The organism is Allobosea sp. 10L422, from assembly GCF_056395345.1.
Genome location: NZ_JBFTJI010000001.1, coordinates 483,917 through 504,361, shown reverse-complemented (window position 1 = coordinate 504,361; position 20,445 = coordinate 483,917). Strand labels below are relative to the sequence as shown.

Annotated in this window: 11 protein-coding genes; 5 read left to right on the top strand and 6 right to left on the bottom strand. The window is 65.9% G+C overall.

What is annotated here, in order from left to right:
- Positions 1-18: 18 nt before the first annotated feature.
- The 5 genes from AC1DEZ_RS02360 to AC1DEZ_RS02340 form a co-directional block, all read right to left on the bottom strand.
- A complete protein-coding gene (locus AC1DEZ_RS02360) occupies positions 19-1,080 on the bottom strand; it encodes an ABC transporter substrate-binding protein (RefSeq protein ID WP_476778478.1) in 1,062 nt (353 codons plus the stop codon).
- Positions 1,081-1,180: 100 nt separating this feature from the next.
- Entirely contained in the window at positions 1,181-1,879 is a 699-nt protein-coding gene (locus tag AC1DEZ_RS02355) for a 4-carboxy-4-hydroxy-2-oxoadipate aldolase/oxaloacetate decarboxylase (RefSeq protein ID WP_476778477.1), read from the bottom strand.
- Complete coding sequence (locus tag AC1DEZ_RS02350) at positions 1,876-2,598, bottom strand: PIG-L deacetylase family protein (RefSeq protein WP_476778476.1); 723 nt, start codon at positions 2,596-2,598, stop codon at positions 1,876-1,878. Before AC1DEZ_RS02350 ends, AC1DEZ_RS02355 begins: the two co-directional genes overlap by 4 nt.
- Positions 2,595-3,851, bottom strand: a complete 1,257-nt coding sequence (locus AC1DEZ_RS02345) for a CaiB/BaiF CoA transferase family protein (protein WP_476778475.1) — start codon at positions 3,849-3,851, stop codon at positions 2,595-2,597. The genes AC1DEZ_RS02350 and AC1DEZ_RS02345 overlap by 4 nt, the downstream gene beginning before the upstream one ends.
- Positions 3,851-4,807: a hydroxymethylglutaryl-CoA lyase gene (locus tag AC1DEZ_RS02340; RefSeq protein ID WP_476778474.1), complete on the bottom strand. Its 957-nt coding sequence runs from the start codon at positions 4,805-4,807 to the stop codon at positions 3,851-3,853. Before AC1DEZ_RS02340 ends, AC1DEZ_RS02345 begins: the two co-directional genes overlap by 1 nt.
- A gap of 156 nt (positions 4,808-4,963) precedes the next feature.
- On the opposite strand from AC1DEZ_RS02340, the gene AC1DEZ_RS02335 reads away from it, so the two are divergent.
- Positions 4,964-5,896: a LysR substrate-binding domain-containing protein gene (locus AC1DEZ_RS02335; RefSeq protein WP_476778473.1), complete on the top strand. Its 933-nt coding sequence runs from the start codon at positions 4,964-4,966 to the stop codon at positions 5,894-5,896.
- 410 nt (positions 5,897-6,306) lie between these two features.
- Positions 6,307-6,984 (top strand): response regulator, encoded by a 678-nt coding sequence (locus tag AC1DEZ_RS02330; protein ID WP_476778472.1) that lies wholly within the window; start codon positions 6,307-6,309, stop codon positions 6,982-6,984.
- 49 nt (positions 6,985-7,033) lie between these two features.
- Here the strand turns inward: AC1DEZ_RS02330 and AC1DEZ_RS02325 are convergent, their stop codons facing one another.
- A complete protein-coding gene (locus AC1DEZ_RS02325; RefSeq protein WP_476778471.1) occupies positions 7,034-8,443 on the bottom strand; it encodes a sensor histidine kinase in 1,410 nt (469 codons plus the stop codon).
- A gap of 262 nt (positions 8,444-8,705) precedes the next feature.
- On the opposite strand from AC1DEZ_RS02325, the gene AC1DEZ_RS02320 reads away from it, so the two are divergent.
- The 3 genes from AC1DEZ_RS02320 (at position 8,706) to AC1DEZ_RS02310 (ending at position 20,423) form a co-directional block, all read left to right on the top strand.
- Positions 8,706-16,346 (top strand): peroxidase family protein, encoded by a 7,641-nt coding sequence (locus tag AC1DEZ_RS02320; protein ID WP_476778470.1) that lies wholly within the window; start codon positions 8,706-8,708, stop codon positions 16,344-16,346.
- 91 nt (positions 16,347-16,437) lie between these two features.
- Entirely contained in the window at positions 16,438-18,258 is a 1,821-nt protein-coding gene (locus AC1DEZ_RS02315) for a type I secretion system permease/ATPase (protein WP_476778469.1), read from the top strand.
- Entirely contained in the window at positions 18,255-20,423 is a 2,169-nt protein-coding gene (locus AC1DEZ_RS02310) for a calcium-binding protein (RefSeq protein ID WP_476778468.1), read from the top strand. The genes AC1DEZ_RS02315 and AC1DEZ_RS02310 overlap by 4 nt, the downstream gene beginning before the upstream one ends.
- Positions 20,424-20,445 lie beyond the last annotated feature (22 nt).

Here is a 20,445-nt window from a genome sequence, read left to right as displayed (position 1 = left end):
TTCGTTTCGTACCGTCGGTCAGGCGCGGTTGGCTTCGCGCCATTTCCGCACGAAGGCTTCGTGGTCGTTCACCAGGCCGCGGTCGTAATTGACCAGGATCGCATTTTCCGTGCCGATTTCCCGTTCGATCTGCGAGAAAGTCTCGGCGCCGCCGACGCTCTCGGACGTGACGGATGGCCTGACCGGCGTGCGCGAGCCTGCCGCCAGCGCCTTTTGCCCGGTCTCCGAGAGCATGAAGTCGAGAAGCAGCTTCGCCGAATTCGGGCGCGCCGACTTGATGGGAATGCCGAGGCCCCGGAAGACCATCGGCGTGCCGTCGCTGATATAGCTCATGCCGACGATGCGCGCGCGCGCGGGATCGCGGACTGCCATGCGGGCGGCCGAAGATCCGCAGAAATAAGCCAGGACATATTCGCCGGTGGTCACCTTCTCGACCATCGGACCGGCCGAGCGCTCGAACCGCGTCTCCGGGCCGAGAGTGCGGTACCAGTCCCAGACCTTGTCGCCATGGTGCCTGGCGAAAAAGTAGTGGGCGTTGTAGCCGTAGGATGTCAGGTTGGCGCTGTAGCTCGTGAGCTTGCGGCGAAATATGCCAGGATTGGCTTTCACCTTCTCGACGAGATCGGCGAAACTGGTCGGCCAGAGCTTTTCCGGCAGAAGCGCCTTGTTCCAGAGGAAGACGAGCGGATCGAGAGCGGCTGTGTAGAGTCCGGGGCTCGGACGACTCCAGACCGGATAGGCACCGGCTTCCGGCGAGGCGTAAGCCAGGATCTGGTTGCGATCGATCATGTCGATCCAGGCGTCGGGCGCCACGGTGACGATGAGATCCGCCGTGCGGCTGCCGGTCGCGGATTCCGCGAAGTAGCGCTCCATGGCTTCGTTGGCGTTGATGTCCAATGTCTGGACGGAGATCCAGGGATACGCCGCCTTGAAGGCCTCAAGCGTCGGGCGCCATTGGCCCGGCGACATGTTCGAGTACGCGATGAGATCCGGTTCGGCACGCGAGGCCTCGATAAGCCTCGCGTAATCGGGCGGATAATTCGCAGGTATGTTCTGCGCCGAAGCCCTTGTCGCGGACATGGCCAGTCCGGCCGCACCCATCCGCAAGAAACCACGCCTGTCCATCATCGGTCATCCTCCCATTTTTTTATCTTTGGAGATGTTTAGTAGGATCGAGAGCTCATCGCTCCTTCGCGGAAACGTATTTCAAACCCGCCCGCGCCAGCGCCGGCCTCATCTCGTAGATGTCGAGACCCAGTTCGCCGGCCGCGAGGCGCGCGCGGCGCTGGCTTTCGCCGGCGATCCGTTTGCGCGCCGCCGCCAGCACCGCTTCGGCACGCTGACGCGGCAGCACCAGAACCCCGTCGTCATCCGCCACGACGACGTCTCCGGGCTGCACATGAGCTCCGGCGCAGACCACCGGCACATTCACCGACCCCAGCGTCGCCTTGACCGTGCCGCGGGCCGAGATGGCGCGGGACCACACCGGGAAGCCCATCTCCGTCAGCGAGCTGACGTCCCGGACGCCGCCATCGATGACGAGCCCTCTCACGCCCCGCGCCTGAAGCGAGCTCGCAAGCAGATCGCCGAACATGCCATCGCTATTCGCGGCGGTGCAGGCGACCACGAGGATGTCCCCGGGCTGGCATTGCTCGACGGCGACATGCAGCATCCAGTTGTCGCCGGGCTGGGCCAGAACCGTCACGGCCGAGCCGGCAATCGCGGCTCCCGGAAAGATCGGCCCCAGATAGGGGTCCATCAAGCCCGGCGCGCGGCCGGCTGCCTCATGCGACGTCGCGACGCCGCATTTGCCGAGCTCGTCGATGATCGCTCCGGCGGCGCGCTCGATATCCGTGACGACGATCCCGAGCTCGCTCATGCGAAGGCCTCCACGGCCTCTGGATAGGCGGAGCTGAAGGCCTCGCCATAGGTCATCGGCCGCCCGGAGTTGCGCCCGCCCTGCATGCCGCGGTTGAGGGCCACGCGCTCATAATAGTCCCAGAGATGCCGCTGCGCCGGCAAGGCCTCGAAAGCCCTGCGCTTCACCTCCCAGACCTCGGTGATGTTGAGAATCCGGTCGGGCCGGAAGCCGCATTGCTCGGGCTGATGCGGTTCGAAGGCGTAGAGCTGGGGCGCATTGTAGCTGACCTGCGGACCGGGCTTGTGACCGGCCGCCTGCGCCACGATGCGCGCCTCGCGGGCAAAGCGGGCGGCCTCCGGATGGTCGACATTGTACGGGTCGGCATCGGCATGCGTGAGCACGAAGGAGGGCATGAGCTCGCGATAGATATCGATCATCCGGTCGAGCATCGCGGAGGTCAGATGCAGCGGGTAATCGCCGGCGTCGAAGAACTCGATCTCGGCGCCGAGTACGGCCGCGGCAGCCTCGGCTTCCGCCTGTCGCGCGCTCTTGCAGGCTTCGAGCGTCATGCCGGGCTGCTTCCATGCGCCCTGGCTCTCGCCCCGCTCGCCGAAGGAGAGGCAGACGATCTTCATTCGCACGCCGCGGCGGGCGTGCAGGGCGATTGCGCCACCGGCGCGCCAGACGAAATCGCCGGGGTGGGCGCTGACCACCAATCCGCTTGCAGGTGCCGTCACGTCTTGCTCTCCAAAACTGCGCCGATGAGATCGGCCGAAGACAAAAGCCGGTTGAGGTCAGGGCCCGCGATCACGCCCGCCTTGTCCATGAGGGCGATTTCCTGGGCCGTGTGCCCGATCTCCGTCAGGATCTCGACGGTGTGCTCGCCGAGCGTCGGCGGCTGGCGCTCGATGCCGGGGCGTGCGCCATCGAAGCCGACCGGCAGGGCAGGGAGGCCGAAGGTCCTGGCATCCCCGCTGAGTGTGGTGACGGCGACGTCAAGCAAGCCTCCGCTTGCGAGCAGATGCGCGTCATCGAAGAGATCGGTGGGCTTGCCGACCGGGGCGAAGGGAATCGAGGCGGCCACGCAGCGCTCCTGCACGGTGTCGCGCGCAAGCGGCAGCAGCGCTTCCTGGATGCGCGGCAGCAACCAGCTCCGTTCGGCGTTGCGCAACGCGTTGCTCGCCAGACGCGGATCGCCAGCGAGTTCCTGCAGGCCGAACATCTCGATGAAGCGGCTCCATTGCATGTTGCTGGTCACGCCGATGAAGACCTGCTCGCCGCGGGCGACGTCGAACACGTTGTAGATGGCCCAGGCTCCATGCCGGATCGGCATCGGGCGAGGGTCGTTGCCCGTCGCGGCGAAACCCGCCATATGCGTCAGCATCAGGAAGGCGCCGGTTTCGAACAGGGCGCTGCCGACCTTCTGGCCCTTGCCGGTGCGATTGCGCTCCGAGAGCGCGGCGAGGACGGCGGTGACCCCGAAGATCCCTCCAAGAATGTCGGTGATCGACGATCCCGCCCGAAGCGGCCTTCCGGGCGGGCCGGTCATATAGGCGAGGCCGGTCTGGAACTGGATGACCTCGTCGAGTGCCGGCCGCCTCTCGTAGGGACCGCCGAGAAAGCCCTTCAAGGCGAGATAAAGCAGACGTGGATTGACCGCGCTCAGCTCTTCATAGCCGCAGCCCAGCCGCTCCATCGTTCCGGGGCCGTAGTTTTCGATGACGATATCGGCACCGGCGACGAGACGGTGGACGGCCCGGCGTCCCTCCGGATTCTTCAGGTCGATCGCGAGACTGCGCTTGTTGCGGTTGAAGCCCGGAAAGAACCCCGCGCCAAATCCCGGCAGGCTGCGGGTGTGGTCGCCTTCCGGCGCGGGCTCGATCTTGACGACGTCCGCTCCGAGGTCGGCAAACAGGAGACCCGCCGTCGGCCCCATGATCATATGGCTGAATTCGAGGACCTTGAGCCCTCGCAACGGCTTGGCGGACATCAGGCGGAACCTCGCAGGGCGTCGAGCGAACCGGCATGGATCAGTTCGCTGGGGAGGGTGTGGCCGACGATGGCTTCGGCCATCCGCCCCACCTCGATCAGGGCATCCAGGTCGACGCCCGTTTCGACGCCGATTTCGTGACAGAGAAGGACGAGTTCCTCGGTGCTGATGTTGCCGGCCGCGCCCTTCTGGCCGGCGAAGGGGCAGCCACCGAGCCCGCCGACCGTGGAGTCGAAAAAGTCGACGCCCATTTTCAGGCCCGCATAGGCGTTCGCGACCGCGAGACCCCGGGTGTCGTGGAGATGCAGCGTGATGCGCTTGTCGGGCCATTTCGCGCGGACCTCGCCGACAAGCGCCTCGACGCGCGGCGGCGTCGCCCAGCCCATCGTATCCGACAGCGATATCCGCTCGATCTCGACACCGGCTTCGGCGGCGACGCCGAAGCCGTCCTGCAGCGTCGCGATCACCTGCTCGCGCGGCACGTCTCCCTGATAGTTGCAGCCGAAGGCGGCCATCACGCCGACCCGCTTGACGGGTACGCCGCGCGCGATGTGGAGAGCCGTCTGCCGGCGGCTCGCCTCGACCTGCTCGGCATGGCTGCGATTGAGATTTCTGCGCGTGAACGCTTCCGAAGCCGTCAGCGAGATCGAACCGTAGAGCGTGAGCTTGTCGGCAGCGGCGAGGGCGCGGTCGAGGCCCTTCTCGTTGAACCACAGCGCCGTATAGCTGACGCCGTCTTTGGGCTTCATCTGCGCGACGACGTCGTCGGCGTCGGCCCAGCCCGGAACGACCCGTGGATTGACGAAGGAGCAGACCTGAATGCGCTTGAGGCCGGTCTCGGCCAGCGCCTCGATCAGCCGCACCTTATCGGCTGTCGCGATCGGCCCCGGCTCGATCTGGAAGCCCTCGCGCGGGCCTTCCTCGTGAATCTCGATGGAGGCTGGAAGATCAGCCATGCGCCCGGAAACCTCCCGTAAGACTCGGCGGTCAGTGGCGCCGCGAGTTCGTTGCCGCCAAGTTGCGTGCCGGGAGCGATATCGTCCAATATATTTTAAGGGGCCTCGTGAAAGCTTCAACGTATCACTGGGCCGACATCATCGAGGCTGATCCCCATGGAAATCCGGCATGTGCGCTATTTTCTGGCAGTGGCGGAGGAAGCAAGCTTTCGGCGTGCAGCGGAGCGGCTGAACATCAGTCAGCCCCCGCTGAGCAGCCAGATCCGCGACCTTGAGAAGGAGTTCGGGACGACGCTGTTTCACCGCACCACGCATGGTGTGGAATTGACGACCTCCGGGAAGTTTCTGCTCGAGCCGTTCCGGGACCTTCTCGATCGCTTCAACGACACGCTCGCCTTGGCGAAATCCGCGGGCCGCGGAGAAGCCGGCCGGCTTCGCATCGGCTTTCTGGCGTCGGTTCCGATGCATGAGATGTTCCCGCGCATTCTGAGAGCGTTCCGCCAGCGCTATCCCAATGTTGCGCTCGACATGTCTCACCTGCCGACCGGGACCCAGCTGCAGATGCTGGCGAATGATCAGCTCGATCTCGGCTTTCTGCGCCCGCTCGTGCCAAGCTCGCCGCTCCGGAGCATCCAGATGATCGAGTTATGGCGCGACCGGCTCGAGGTCTTCTTCTCGGCAGATCATCCTCTTTCCCGCCGCGACGGCCCGGTCGAGCTCGACGCCCTCGCGGATGAGGACTTCGTCGCGTTCAAGCGGCAGGTCGGCAGCGGCCTGTTCGAGCACACGCTGGCACTCTGCAGACGTGCGGGTTTCGTGCCCCGGGTGGTGCAGCAGAGCAGCGATGGCGGCGCGTTGCTCGGCTTCGTCGGCGCGGGCCTGGGCATCGCGATCCTGCCGCGGGTTTACGCTTCCAAAGGGTTGCCGGGGATCGACCATCGCGAGTTGCGCGCGCGCGATGCGAATACCGGAATAGCCCTGGCGAAGACCTTGAACAAGACGGCGCCTCTCGCGGAGCGCTTCCTTCGCCTCGTGGAAGAGGTTCGTGATGCGGGCTCGGATGATCGGGCGAAGCCACCCTCTGGCTGAGCTACGATCCGGTCGATAAGCCCTTGCTTTGAAAGGGATGATCCGCACGACGTTCCAGGCTACCTGCTCAGGGAGCTCTTCTGCCGATTTGGCCCTGAGAAGGGGACCGCGAAGACGTTTCTGACGCTGCGCGCGTTCTCTGCCGACGCGCTGTCTTCCGGCTTTGGGCCGAGGCGGACAGAATGCGCTTGAGCCCCGCTAAAAATGCGGCGCCTGAGAGTGCAGACCAACGCCCCCGGCCGACCAAAGCACCGACCGATCGAAAAAAAACGCCGGAGACTGGATAGGTGCCGGCTCCCGATGCGCCTTGTGCGCCATATAGCTGACGTAGTGGAAGCATCGTCTTGCTGATTTAACCGTATGTTAATTCGCTTGTTTACTGAGTCTCTAAACTGGCAGAGTATTGGGACATGCAGGATAAGCCCCGTCCCCGGATATCGATAGCGATCGTCGACGACCATCCGCTGCTGGCGGAAGGGATCGCGACCGTTCTGTCGCGCCGCGACGATTTTGTCGTGGCAGAGATCGGCGCGAGCGCGGCCGACATTATTGATATCGTCGACCGGCGGATCTGCGACGTGCTGATCGTCGATCTCAACATGCCCGGCGATGTCTTCGGTGCGTTGGCCGCGCTGCGTGACATCGCGCCTGCTTGTCGCGTCGTCGTCTTTACGGCCTCGACCGACACCGATCATGCAGTCAGGGCTCTTGGTGCCGGAGCCGCCGGCTATGTGCTGAAGGGCAGCAGCGCGAGCGAGCTGCTCGACGCGGTGGAGGCTGCACTGCGCGGCGAAGTCTACATCACTCCCGCCTTCGCGGCGAAGGTGATCAGCGCCCTGAACAGCAAGGCCGCCGAGAAGCAAGCGGTGATCAGCACGAAACTGAGCGTGCGCGAGGAGCAGATCGTTCGCCTGCTGCTATGCGGCAAGCAGAACCGCGAGATCGCCCGGAGCCTCGAGCTGAGCGAGAAGACGGTCAAGAGCTACATGACCAATCTGATGACCAAGCTCAGGGCGCGCAACCGGCTCGAGGTCGTCATCGCCGCCCAGAAGATGAAGCCGGGCGATTTCTCCTCGGCGGGGCGCTGAGGCGGCTTCGACCGAGCTTGCTTGGACCGAGCTTGCTCGTCTCTGCCCGCTAAAGCCCCGTCGTCGGTGAGCGTCGGCGCACCGGCAGCAGCGCCCTGAGCTGCAGTCCGCCCTGCGGTTGCGGCGTGATGGTCAGGCTGCCGCGCAGGGCTTTCACCCGGGTTTCCAGCCCCCGCAGGCCGAGCCGCGGCCGCTGCAGGGTGGGCTCGGGCTGCTGGGCCTCGTTTCCGGGGCCGTCGTCGGAAATCACGATCTCCAGCGTTTCGGCAGCAAAGCGCGTCGCGACATGCTGGCCGCGTCCCTGTGCGTGCTTGTATCCGTTCATCAAAGCCTCCTGAACGACGCGGAAGGCGCAGAAGCGGATCGCCTCCGGCATCTGCTCGGGGAGATCGACGAGGTTTCGGCCGACGGCCGTACCGGTCTGCTGCTCATGTCGCTTGATCGCGGCCTCGATCGTGTCAGACGGCGAGAGGTCGCGGATTTCGGGCAGGACCAGCCCCGCGGAAAGATTGCGCAGCTCGGCCAGCGTCTGCTGGATGAGGCGCTCCAGCTGTGCCCGCAGCTCCGGAGGCTTGTCGGGGAGCCGGAGCATCAGCAGGCTGAGCATCTGGATCGGCCCGTCATGGAGGTCGGCGCCGATGCGGGCGAGATAGACCTCGTTCGAGACGGCCGAGTCGAGCCGGGCCCGGTCCGCAGCACGGCGGAGCATGTTGTTCCGTCTGGCCAGTGCGGAGGCACGCGCCAGATTGGCTGCCAGGAGCGATTGCTGCGAGCTGATGGTCCGGCTGGCGCGCCTGATCGTGAGGTAGAGCAGGAAACCGATGATGATCGCGACGTTGAGAATCAGGAACCAGGTCGCGTAGCGCAACTGCACGACTTCGCGGTCGAGCGAGTGGCTCACCTCATAGAATTCGCCGATGGCAACGATTGTCCGGGTGCCGGGCTTGTAGATCGGCGCGTAGCTTTCGAGCAGACCCGGATCGTCCCGACCATCGCCGTGGCTGTCGTTCTGGATGGACACCAGAACCCGGCCTTCCAGGAGCGTGGCGAGCCGCGAAGGTTGAAGTCGCGCCGCCTCCTTCGCCTGGCCGGTGCTGTAGACGAGCTGACCGGATCGGCTCCAGATCTTGATCATGGTCACGCGCTGGCCGAGCCGGCTATCGGCGATCAACGCCTGGATTCTCTGCTTGCTCTCTTCCGTCAGCGCGTCGGCATGCTCGAGTTCGAGGACATGGGGGGCGAGAAGGGCTTCGAGGTAATGGGCCCCGATCTCGGCCATGCCCTGCTCCCAGCCATTGCGAATGCGGCGCTCGACCCAATAGCCAAGGGTAATCATCGACAGCCCGACGACGAGCGAGGCGGCGATGGTGAAGCGACGCTCCAGGCTTTGCGCGGTCCATCGCCGCCGCAGCCTGTCGAGAGCGGATACGGACTTTCGTCGGTACTCGGCGCCATCCAAGGTCGATGTATCGCCCCCGACTTCGGGCCCTAAATCTTTCTCGACCTTTCCATCTACCGGGTTGAGCATCCGTCAGGCACTCTGTTGCTTAACAAAGTATTAAATCGGGGATGTCTGCGGTCTGTTTTGTACGAAGACGCGAGGCAAGACGGCGTCGATCGGCAAAATCTACATTAGATCGCGAAATTTGTCTTTAGGTTAACGCTGCGGAAGGTGGTTTCCGCAGTTGGGCTTTCGCGCGCCGATTTGGGAGATCCCGGCTATGGTCAATATCGTCAGGCACGATCTCGAGTTCATCCTGCGGCAGATCAAGATCGCCGAGGCGCATTCGAGCGGAACGCCGCTCGACCAGATCTACGTCAATGATCAGGGCGATATCGTTCCGGAAGGAACGGCCGGCGCCGTGCTGGCGATCAGCCATCCGCTCGCGCCCTACGGCCTCAGGACGGTGGATGGCAGCTACAACAACCTCGTCGCGGGACGCGAGGAGTGGGGGGCGGCCGACAACAGCTTCCCGCGGATCACGACGCCGTCCTATCGCGCCGAAGGCGATGACAGCATCAGCTTCGGCCCCGGCGGGACCGTCGGCGGGAACTACGGTCCGACCGGTTCGGTTGCCGATGCGGATCCGCGCATCATCTCCAACCTGATCGTCGACCAGACGCTGGACAATCCGGCCGCCATCTATGCGGCTCTCGTCTATGCCGGCCTGTCCGGCGGCGCACTCAACGCTGCACTCCAGGCCATCGTCCAGGCCAAGGCCGCGCTCGATGCGGCGATCGCGGCTGGGCCCGGCCAGGCGGCCACCATCGCCGCGCTCCAGGCCGAGGTCACCACCGCTGGCGGTGCGCTCACCGACGCCCAGGCCGATGCCGCCGATGCCGCCGCAGCTCTTCAGGCCGCTGCGGCCGCGAGCGCTGTCGAGCAGGATGAACTCGCCGCCGCACAGCAGTCCACCGCGCAAGCGGAGGCGACTTTCAGCGCTCTGATGGCGGATGGCGACAACTCGCCCGCGGGCCAGGCTGCGGAGCAGGCGGCATTGGCTGCCTGGCAGGCCGCCCAACTCGCCGAGGATCAGGCCGAGGCCGAGGCGAATGCCGCAGCATCAGCCGTGGCCGGCGCACAATCCGTCGTGGTTCAGGCAAATGCCGCCGTGCTCGCAGCGACGGCCGCGCTCGCCACGGCGCAGGCCAATCTCGCGGCCGCCCAGCATGTCGAGCTGGCCGAGACGCAGCTCGATACGCTGCTCCAGACGCATGGCGTCGAGATGGAGGGCAACACCGTCATCATCCCGAATGTCGCACCCGACGAGGGGCTGTCGGCGCCCTACAATTCCTGGTTCACGCTGTTTGGCCAGTTCTTCGATCACGGCCTCGATCTGGTCCAGAAGGGCGGCAACGGCACGATCTACATCCCGCTGCAGCCGGATGACCCGCTCTATGACCCGGCGCACCCGGAAACCAATTTCATGGTGCTCACGAGGGCGCCGACGAACGCGACCAATCTGACGACCCCCTGGGTGGATCAGAACCAGACCTACACCTCCTCCGGCTCGCACCAGCTCTTCCTACGCGAATACGCGATGGTCTCGGACCCGGATTTCCCGGGGCTGGTTCCGGTCGCGACCGGCAAGCTGCTGGAAGGCACGCGTGGCCAGCCGCAGGGCGAGCACGGCGGCCTGGCGACCTGGGCCGACGTCAAGGCGCAGGCTAGGGCCGTTCTCGGCATCGAGCTGGCCGATAGCGATGTGCTCAATGTGCCGCTCTTCGTGATGGACGATTACGGTCAGTTCGTTCGGGGCCCGAACGGCTTCCCGCAGATGGTCACGAGCCTAGGGGCCGACAACAAGTTCGGCGGCAGCGGCGCAGATGCCGACACGGTCGTCGAAGGTAACCCGTCCGCTCCGATCTCCACGGCAGGCGCGGTCCGCACCGGGCACGCCTTCCTCGACGACATCGCGCACGCCGCCGTGCCGGGTCTGGTGGACCATGACCGCAATCCGGCGACCCCGATGATCCTGAAGACGGCGGACACCGATGACGCTGCGGGCAACGAGATCCCGGTGAACGAGTTCGGCGTCGCCGTCACCTATGACAACGAACTGCTCGACGCGCACTACATCACCGGCGACGGGCGCGGAAACGAGAATATCGGCCTGTCGGCGGTGCACCACATCTTCCACTCCGAGCACAACCGTACGGTCCAGCAGATCAAGGAGAAGGCGCTGGCCGCCGCGGACCTTGTCTTCCTGAACGAATGGCTGCTCACCGACGTCGCCGCGCTGCCGACGAATCCGCAAGCGATCGCCGCGCTGCAGTGGGACGGCGAACGGCTGTTCCAGGCTGCCCGCTTCTCGACGGAGATGCAGTACCAGCACCTCGTCTTCGAGGAGTTCGCCCGCAAGATCCAGCCGGATGTGGACGCCTTCGTCTTCAACCCGTCGACGGATATCAATCCCGCGATCTTCGCCGAGTTCGCGCATGTCGTTTACCGCTTCGGCCACTCGATGCTGCGCGAGGAGATCGCCGTCACCAACGCCGACGGTTCGGACGGCAGTCTCGCGCTGTTCGATGCCTTCCTGAACCCGCTCGCCTTCGGTTCTGCGACGGTGGATCATGCGGCTGCCGCAGGCGCGATCGTGCGCGGCATGACCAGCCAGGTCGGCAACGAGATCGACGAATTCGTCACCCATGTGCTGCGCAACCAACTCGTCGGCATTCCGCTCGATCTGGCGGCGCTGAACATCGCCCGCGGCCGGGAGGCCGGAATTCCATCGCTGAACGAGGCGCGCGCACAATTCAAAGAGGTCGCCAACGGCGACACCCAGCTGGACCCCTACACGAGCTGGACCGACTTCGCGCTCAACCTGAAGAATCCGGCCTCGATCGTGAACTTCATTGCGGCCTATGGCACGCATTCCACGATCGTCGCCGCCACCACGACGGACGCCAAGCGCGATGCCGCGATGAAGCTGGTCTTCGGCGGCACCGGGGCTCCCGCCGACCGGCTCGATTTCCTCAATGCAAAGGGAGTCTATGCCGGCGGCAGCCTCGGCGGCCTGAACGATGTCGATCTCTGGGTCGGGGGCCTCGCCGAGAAGAAGATGGCGTTCGGAGGCATGCTCGGCTCGACCTTCTCCTTCATCTTCGAGCTGCAGCTGGAGAACCTGCAGAATGGTGACCGGTTCTATTACCTGTCGCGCGTCCAGGGGCTCAATTTCCTGAACGAGCTGGAGAACAACTCCTTCGCCAAGATGGTTCTCGCCAATACCGATCTCGGTGCGCAGGGCTACGCGGTGCCGGGCGACATCTTCTCGGTGCCGGACCATGTCATCTATCTGGACGCCAGGGAGCAGGCGAAATTCGGCATCGCGGAACCGGAGAACGACGATCCCTTCCTCGAGGCGCTGTCGAGCTTCGTCGAGCGCCGGGACGCCGCCGGAAACCTGATCGAGTACGAGCGCAACCCCGACGGCACCTTCGTGCGTGATCAGGCCGGCAACGTCATCGTCGCGGCCGGGAGCCAGGGGGCCGGCCAGATCGCTGCCCATCTGCGCGTCAACAGCAACGACCACGTCCTCATCCAGGGCACGAACGGCAACGACGTCATCATCGCCGGGGGCGGCGACGACAGCGTCTGGGGACGAGGGGGCAACGACCGCATCGAGGCCGGCTACGGCGTCGACAAGATCCATGGCGGCGACGGTGACGACATCATCACCAACAGCGGCACCGATATCGGCGAAGTCGACATGCTGCACGGCGAAGCCGGCAACGACGTCATCCATGGCGGCAGCGGCCTTGCCCTGCTCTTCGGCAACGAGGGCAAGGATGTCCTCATCGCCGGCCCCGACGGCAAGGAGGCTTTCGGCGGCCTGGGAGACGACTTCATTCTCGGCGGCGAGGGCGGCGACTTCCTGCTCGGCAACGAGGGCGACGACTGGATCGAAGGCGGCGGCGGCTTCGACACCACAGCCGGCGACAATTCCGAACTGTTCTTCAACTCGACGATCATCGGCCACGACGTGATGTTCGCCGGGACCGACGAGCATGATTTCGACGCCGAATCCGGCGACGACATCATGGTCCAGGGCGAAAGCGTCATGCGCAACGAGGGCATGCTCGGCTTCGATTGGGCGATCCACAAGGGCAACAATCAGAACGCGGAATCGGATCTCCTCGTCCCGATTTTCACAACCGACCAGCAGGACATCCTGCGCGACCGCTTTGACGCAGTCGAAGCGCTTTCGGGCTGGGACAAAAACGACACGCTGAAGGGCGACAACCGCGCCGATCCCGCGCTGGGCGGCGAGGGGGGCGGCGGACTTGCCGGCGCCGAGAATACGATGACCGGCCACCAGCTCACCCAGGCGGGCGTCGACCGCATCGCGGGGTTGAGGGACGTGCTCGGCAACTGGGTGGCCGCCGCGCCGGCCGGCTCGACTGCGGAGCAGCGCGAGCAGATCGTCGCCTTCGACGACGGCAATATCCTGCTCGGCGGCGGCGGCAGCGACACCATCGAAGGCCGCGGCGGCAACGACGTGATCGACGGCGACGCCTGGCTCAACGTGCGCATCGCGATCCGCGACACCAACGGCGTCGAGATCGCCACGACCGACGGCCTCGCCAAGCCGATCGTGCTGACCGAGGCCGGGCTGGCGCTCGGCTACCAGGGCTGGGCCGGCGAGCCCCTCCACACGCTGATGCTGTCCGGCGCGATCAACCCGGTCCAGCTCAACATCGTCCGCGAAATTCGCGCGACGAATGGCGCGGGCGACGTCGACACGGCGGTCTTCAGCGACAACTTCGCCAACTACACCATTACCCGCGACAGCGACGGCTCTCTGCTCGTCAGCCACGACACAGTGACGGTCGGCCTCACCTCCGACGGAACGGACAAACTCTGGAACATCGAGCAACTGCGATTTGCCGATCGGACCGTCAGCCTGTCGGCGCCGCAGCTGAGCCTCAACGCCTACGATCCCGGCGGCAACTACGCGGATAATTTCGGCACCGCCAACTACGGCAACTCGAATGGCAGCCTGAACTGGGGACCGGACTGGGTCGAGACCGGCGATGACGGCAGCGCGACGAGTGCGAACGGGCAGATCCGCATCAACGGCGGAACCCTGCAGTTCGATGCGGGAAACGGCGCCACGCTGGAGCGTGCGGTCGACCTGAGTGCGGCTTCCTTCGCCAGGCTGAGCTTCCAGGCAAATCCCGACAATCTCGATGCGGGCGAGCAGGTCGCGGTCTTCTTCGCCGCTGACGGCGTCAACTTCGTCGAACTCGCCACCATCACAGGCGATGGCGGCGCGACGCAGCACTCATTTGAGCTGGCGGGGCCGTTCACCGCGACGGCCGCGTTGCGCTTCGTGGCCTCGAACATCAGCGCCGCCAACGAGCTGGTGTCGATCGACAACCTGTCGATCGACCTGCAGCGCCCGGCGGTCGCCCCGACTGTCAATCACCAGGCGACCTTCACCGAAGGTGGCGCCGGCGTGGCAATCGCGTCCTTGCCTGGGATCACGGAGGACAGCGGCACGATCAACGCGGCCACAGTCACGCTCACCAATGCGCAGGCCGGCGATTCTCTCTCCGCGCCTGCGACCTTGCCGGGCGGCATCACGCGCACGATCGACACCTCCGTTCCCGGTGTCGTCACGATCCGGATGACGGGCGCCGCTTCGGTCGCGAACTACCAGGCGGCCATTCAGATGGTCACCTTCAGCAACAGCTCGCAGGACCCGGGCGCTGTCGACCGCGTCGTCCATGTGAGTGTCACGGACACGCTGCTCAGCAGCAATGTCGCGGTCAGCACGATCCATGTGGTGCCTGTCAACGACGCCCCCGTGGCTTCGAACGACACGGTCATCACCAACTTCGCCACGGTGCCTTTCGCTATCCCCGAATGGGCGCTGCTTGCGAACGACACCGATGCCGACAGCGCTGCGCTCGACATCACGGCGACCCAGATCAACAATGCGAGCCTGGCTGCGATCAGCCTGACGGCGAATCCTGGCTCCGTCACGGTGACGGACAACGCCCAGGCGGGCGGCACCTTCACCTATACTGCCAGCGACGGTACCGCGACCGATACCGCCCAGGTCACGATCACCCGCGACACCACCGGCACGATCGACGGCACGGCTGCGGCGAACATCCTGATCGGGGACGGCGGCAACAGCACTTTCGTCGGCGGCGGCGGCAACGACGTCATCCTGGCCGGAGCAGGCAACGACACGATCAATTGGTCGGCGGGCGTCCTCACCAATGACGGCCGCGATTTCGTCGATGGCGGCGCCGGGACGCTCGATCGTTTCGTGGTCAATGGCAGCATCCTGGCCGAGACCTTCGTAGTCTATGCCCGCGCTGCGGCGCCTGCCGCCATCGTCGCGACGCTGCGCCCCGAGACGGAGATCGTGATCACGCGCAACGGCACGGTGATCGCGGAGCTCGATAATATCGAGGAGATCACCATCAATACGGGCCTCGGTGCGGATACCGTCCAGGCGGTCGGCGACTTCTCGCCCACCAGCCTCAACTTCAACACGATCACCATCAACGGCGACGGCGGCAACGACACCGTCGACATCTCGTCGCTGGCCTCGGCACACCGCATCGTGTTCCGGTCGAATGGCGGCAACGACACGATTGTCGGGACTTTGCGGCCGCAGGACGTGATCGAGCTCCCCGGCGGCGCCGTGCCGGAGGACTATGAATTCACGACGGACGAGAACGGCGTCACGACGATGACGAGCGCGACGCACAGCATCTGCTTTACGGCGGGCGACGAGGGTTTGCCCCAGTTCGGCTCCGGCAATCACCCGGACGATGACGACGATGATGACGACGCGCCGACCTATCCCGGCGACGACGACGAGGAACCGGTCGGCTCCGGCGGCGATGACGATGACGACGATGACGATCCGTCCTGCGGCTGCGACGATGATGATGACGGCCCGGGGACGCCGGCGCCCAATCCGAACCCAGCGAGCGGCGGTACGTTGCGCAGCGGAACAGCGGCGGCCGATGTCCTGATCGGCACGGCGGGTGCCGACAACATCATCGGCCTCGGCGGCGACGACACGCTCACCGGCGAGGCCGGCGCCGATGCGATCTCGGCCGGCGAAGGGGCTGATTTCGTCGATGCTGGCGACGGCCGCGACGTGGTCTTCGCCGGAGCGGGCGACGATCAGGTCTTCGGCGGTGGCGGGGCCGACATGCTCTATGGCGAGGCCGGCAACGACCGGATCTTCGGCGGGGCGGGCAACGACCTGATCGATGCCGGCGCCGGCAAGGACACCGTGGTCGGGGGGAGTGGGGACGACCTCATGATCGGCACGGCCGGCGACGACGACGACACCTATTTCGGTGACGAGATCGACGGCGGCAGCGGTTCGGATACGCTCGATTTCTCGACGATCACGGCGAATCTGACCGTCGATCTTGGGAACGGAGCGCTTGGTCGCGGCAGCGCGGTCAGCAGCCAGACCGGCACCGACACGCTGTGGAGCATCGAGAATGTGGCGACCGGCTCGGGCAACGACACGATCACGGCGAGCGATGCGGTGAATGTGATGGAAGGCGGCTCGGGCAACGACACCTTCCGCTTCCTCAGCACGCAGGGCGCGGATGGCGACACCATCCTCGACTTCCAGCCCGGAGACCGGCTCGATCTCGGCGCGATCGACGCGGATGCGAGCCAGGCCGGCAACCAGAGCTTCACTCTGGCCAACGGCGGAAGCTTCACCGCCTCGGCCCAGCTTACGGTCACCTACGAGACCCGTGCGGATGGCGACTACACCATCGTCAAGGGCAATGTCGATGCGGCGACGGATGCCGAGTTCCAGATCAACCTGAAGGGCAGTCACAACCTGACAGCCGGCAGCTTCATCGTCTGATCGAACCGGCGGCGGGCGGGCGGACCGGGGGGCCGCCCGCCCGATCCTTCTTCACTCGATAGTCCTCGCACTCGCATTTTCGGGGGCCATAATGGCACCGTCCAAGACGCTTTCCTCCGCCCGCAAGCGCGACGCCGCCCGGCTGACCCACGGGTTGCGCCGCGTCGCGCTCTTCCTGTTCGCCGTCTCCGGCCTCATCAACGTGCTGGCGCTGACCGGCTCATTCTACATGATGCAGGTCTACGACCGGGCGCTCACCAGCGGCAGCATCCAGACCCTGGCGGCGCTCTCGGCACTCGCCATCGGACTTTACCTTTTCCAGGGCTGCTTCGACATCATCCGCTCGCAGGTGCTGGTGCGTGTCGGTGCGCGCTTCGATAACGAGATCGCGCCGATCGCGCATCGCGTCACGATCGATATGCCGCGCTTCGGCTTCTCGACGGTGGAGGCCACGGAGAGGGGCCGCGACGTCGACACGGTGCGCAGCTTCCTCGGCGGGCAGGGGCCCGGCGCCTTGTTCGACCTGCCCTGGATCCCGCTCTACCTCGCCTTCGTCTATTTGCTGCACCCCTGGCTCGGTGCGCTGACGCTGGCGGGAGCGGTCGTGCTGACGATGCTGACGCTGCTCAGCGAGGTGACGACCCGGCGCATCAACAACGAGACCCGGCAGGCGGCGATCGCGCGCGGGGCAATCGCCGACAGCAATGCCCGCAACGCCGAGGTGCTCAAGGCGATGGGCTTCGCGCCGCGTGCAGTCGAGCGTTTCGACGCGGTGAATCGCGAGCACCTCTTGCTCCAGACGCGTTCCAGCGATCTCGGTGGCACCTTCGGCGCCATCTCGCGCGTACTGCGCATGGTCCTGCAATCGGCGACGCTGGGGCTCGGCGCCTATCTCACCATCAAGGGCGAGCTCTCCGCCGGTGCCATCATCGCCGCCTCGGTCGCCTCGGCCCGCGCGCTTGCGCCGGTCGATCAGGCAATCGCAAACTGGAAGCCCTTCGTCGCCGCGCGCATGGCCTTCCAGCGGTTGCGCGAGACCATGACCGCGCTGAGCAAGGCGGTCGAGCCGATGGAACTGCCGGCCCCGCGCCGGACGCTGAAGATCGACAAGATCACGGTCGCCGCACCGGGCAGCGGCCAGGTGTTGCTGAGCGAGGCGAGCTTCGATGTTCAGGCCGGCACGGCCGTCGGCATCATCGGCCCGAGCGGCGGCGGCAAGACCACGCTCGTCCGGGCGATCACCGGCATCTGGCCGATCCTGCGCGGCGCGGTGCGCCTCGACGGCGCGGAGCTGGAGCAGTGGCCGGAGGAGACAATCGGCCGCCATCTCGGCTATCTGCCGCAGGAGGTCGCGCTGCTCGACGCCACTGTCGAGGAGAACATCGCGCGCCTGGCCGAGAATGCCGATCCGGCAGAGGTCGTCGAGGCGGCGATGGTCGCCGGCATCCATGAGATGATCCTGCGTCTTCCCCAGGGCTACAAGACCCAGCTCGGACCGCAGGGCACCGCGCTATCCGCCGGCCAGCGCCAGCGCATCGGGCTTGCCCGCGCCCTCTATGGCAATCCCTTCCTTGTCGTCATGGACGAGCCCAACTCCAATCTCGACGGGGAAGGCGAGGCCGCCTTGACCGCCGCGATCGGGCAGGTGAAGGCGCGCGGCGGGATCGTCGTCATCGTCGCCCACCGCCCCAGCGCGCTTCAGGCCGTGGACGATGTCGGACTGATCCAGGCCGGCAAGCTCGTCGCCTTCGGCCCGCGCGACAAGATCCTCGCACCGGCTCAGCCGCGTACCGCCGCTTCGCCCAGCGCCCCGGCTGCGGTTCAGGCAACAGCCGAGCGCGCCGCCTTCATGCCGCGGGCGGTGGGGATCGGCGAACATCCGGCAGCTCTTCACGGACGGGTGACGGCATGATCTCGATCAAGGCTGCAAAATCGGCGGAACAGCAGCTTCCCGACTCCGCCCAGATCTACCGCAAGGCGCAGGATGCGGCGATTGCGGCGCCACGCTGGCCCGGCGTGCTCGCTCTCGCCGTGACGGCGGTCGTGCTCTATCTGAAAAGCCTGTTCCCAGGCGAGGCGAGAACCGATGCGTCGGCGCCCCCCGCTGCGAAAGATGACGCGCAGGCTGGGGAAGCGCCCCGCAAGCCATCCCTGGCTGAAGGGGATGAGGCGTCGCCGGCCTCCGGCGAGCAGGTCGACGAAACGGGGGCGCTGGGCAACGAGCCGGCCGCTGCCAGGGCCGTCGGTTCGGGGGCGGCGGGGCCTGATGTGCCCGGCCTGCCCGATTTCCTCAATATCGACTCGCGGCTGATCGACTACGAGCTGCTACCCCTGCCGCGCTATCCCTCACCGATCTTCGAGTTCGGACTGGGGTTTTCGGCGAATAACGACAATGGCTGGCGCAGCTTTTCGTTGGCTGCGATTTCCGGTGGCGGCGCGCCGGCGCGCGCGAGCACGGACGGTGGCGGCCAATCCGCGCGCCCCGGCACCCAGGACCGGGAGGGGCCTGGCGACCCCCGGCCGAAGCCCGGGCCCGGCGATGATGACGGCGACGACCCGCCGGAAGAACCGCGCAACCGCGCCCCGCGCGTAGCCGGCCCTGTCCAGCTCGCCGATATCGGCGGTTGCCAGACCCTGATGATCGCGAGCCTCGCTCTGCTCGCGGGAGCGACCGACGCCGATGCCGATCCGCTCGTGGTGGTTGGCCTCAAGGCTTCCTATGGTCAACTCACCGCGGCCGAAGCTGGTTGGGTCTTCAAGCCGCAAGCCGGCTGGTACGGCACGGTCACGCTGACCTACTGGATCAGCGACGGCGAGGCTTATGTGCAGCAGACGGCCACGCTTCGCGTGCTCGAATTCCTCGATCTGGCCGGCACCGCCGGCGATGACACGCTGCTCGGCAGCGACTGTGCCGACCGGATCACGGGGCTCGGCGGCAACGATATCGTCGACGCACGCGGCGGGAACGACGTCATCGTGACCGGAGTGGGCGATGATCACATCGTCGGCGGGGCCGGCAACGACCGGATCGACGCGGGAGCGGGCAACGATATCGTCTTCGGTGGCGCCGGGAACGACGTCATCCGCGGCGGTGCCGGCAACGACAGCCTGCACGGCGGCGACGGCGACGACACGATCTATGACGAAGACGGTGACGACGTGATCACCGGTGGCGCCGGCAACGACATCATCGACGCCGGGCCGGGCAACGATACGATCGATGCCGGCCCCGGCGACAACACCGTCCACGCGGGGCCGGGCGACGATATCGTGACGGCCGATGGCGGCAACAACATCGTGCTCGCCGAAGCCGGCGACGACCGGGTGATGCTCGGTGGGGGCAACGATGTCGTCCGCGCCGGGACGGGCAACGACCATGTCAGCGCAGGCGGCGGCGACGACCGCGTCTTCGGCGACGAGGGCTGCGACCAATTATTCGGAGACGCCGGCAACGACGTGCTCGACGGTGGCGCCGGCAGCGATCATGTCTCAGGCGGGGCGGGCAACGACTGGATCGTGGCGACGAGCGATGCCGCTGCCGATTGCTATGATGGCGGGGAGGGGCAGGACACGCTGGATCTCTCCGCCACCGAGCACGGCGTCACCGTCGATCTGAAGCGTGGCAAGGCGCTTGGCATCGAGATCGGCTCCGACACGGTGGTCGATTTCGAGACCATTCTCGGCGGCAGCGGCAACGATTGCCTGATCGTCGGGGAAAAGGCCGTCACGTTGAGCGGCGGGGAGGGTGATGACCGTTTCGTCTTTGCGGTCGAGGACGACCCCGAGCGAACCGACGATCTCGTCCATCAGATCCTCGATCTCGAGGCCGGCGACCGCATCGTCATCAAGCAGTACCAGCTTCGCTCACGCGATGACGATGATGACGGCGATGATGATCAGGATGGCGACGGTTTCGGCCAAGCCTATGGCGACGGCAACGACAGCCGCCCCTTCCGCTTCCGCATCGAAAAGATCGGCGAGCACGAGCGCACCTATGTCGACGTCTATGTCGAGCAGGCGGAAGCGAAGGATTTCTCGATCGAAATCTACGGCAGTCACAAGCTCTATTACGTCTGAACGCAGAAAAGCCGGCCGCATT

Bases quoted from the DNA above. Each gene is read 5' to 3' on its own strand.
- AC1DEZ_RS02360 (WP_476778478.1), bottom strand. From the start codon at position 1,080: ATGTCCGCGACAAGGGCTTCGGCGCAGAACATACCTGCGAATTATCCG.
- AC1DEZ_RS02355 (WP_476778477.1), bottom strand. From the start codon at position 1,879: ATGAGCGAGCTCGGGATCGTCGTCACGGATATCGAGCGCGCCGCCGGA.
- AC1DEZ_RS02345 (WP_476778475.1), bottom strand. From the start codon at position 3,851: ATGTCCGCCAAGCCGTTGCGAGGGCTCAAGGTCCTCGAATTCAGCCAT.
- AC1DEZ_RS02340 (WP_476778474.1), bottom strand. From the start codon at position 4,807: ATGGCTGATCTTCCAGCCTCCATCGAGATTCACGAGGAAGGCCCGCGC.
- AC1DEZ_RS02335 (WP_476778473.1), top strand. From the start codon at position 4,964: ATGGAAATCCGGCATGTGCGCTATTTTCTGGCAGTGGCGGAGGAAGCA.
- AC1DEZ_RS02330 (WP_476778472.1), top strand. From the start codon at position 6,307: ATGCAGGATAAGCCCCGTCCCCGGATATCGATAGCGATCGTCGACGAC.
- AC1DEZ_RS02320 (WP_476778470.1), top strand. From the start codon at position 8,706: ATGGTCAATATCGTCAGGCACGATCTCGAGTTCATCCTGCGGCAGATC.
- AC1DEZ_RS02315 (WP_476778469.1), top strand. From the start codon at position 16,438: ATGGCACCGTCCAAGACGCTTTCCTCCGCCCGCAAGCGCGACGCCGCC.
- AC1DEZ_RS02310 (WP_476778468.1), top strand. From the start codon at position 18,255: ATGATCTCGATCAAGGCTGCAAAATCGGCGGAACAGCAGCTTCCCGAC.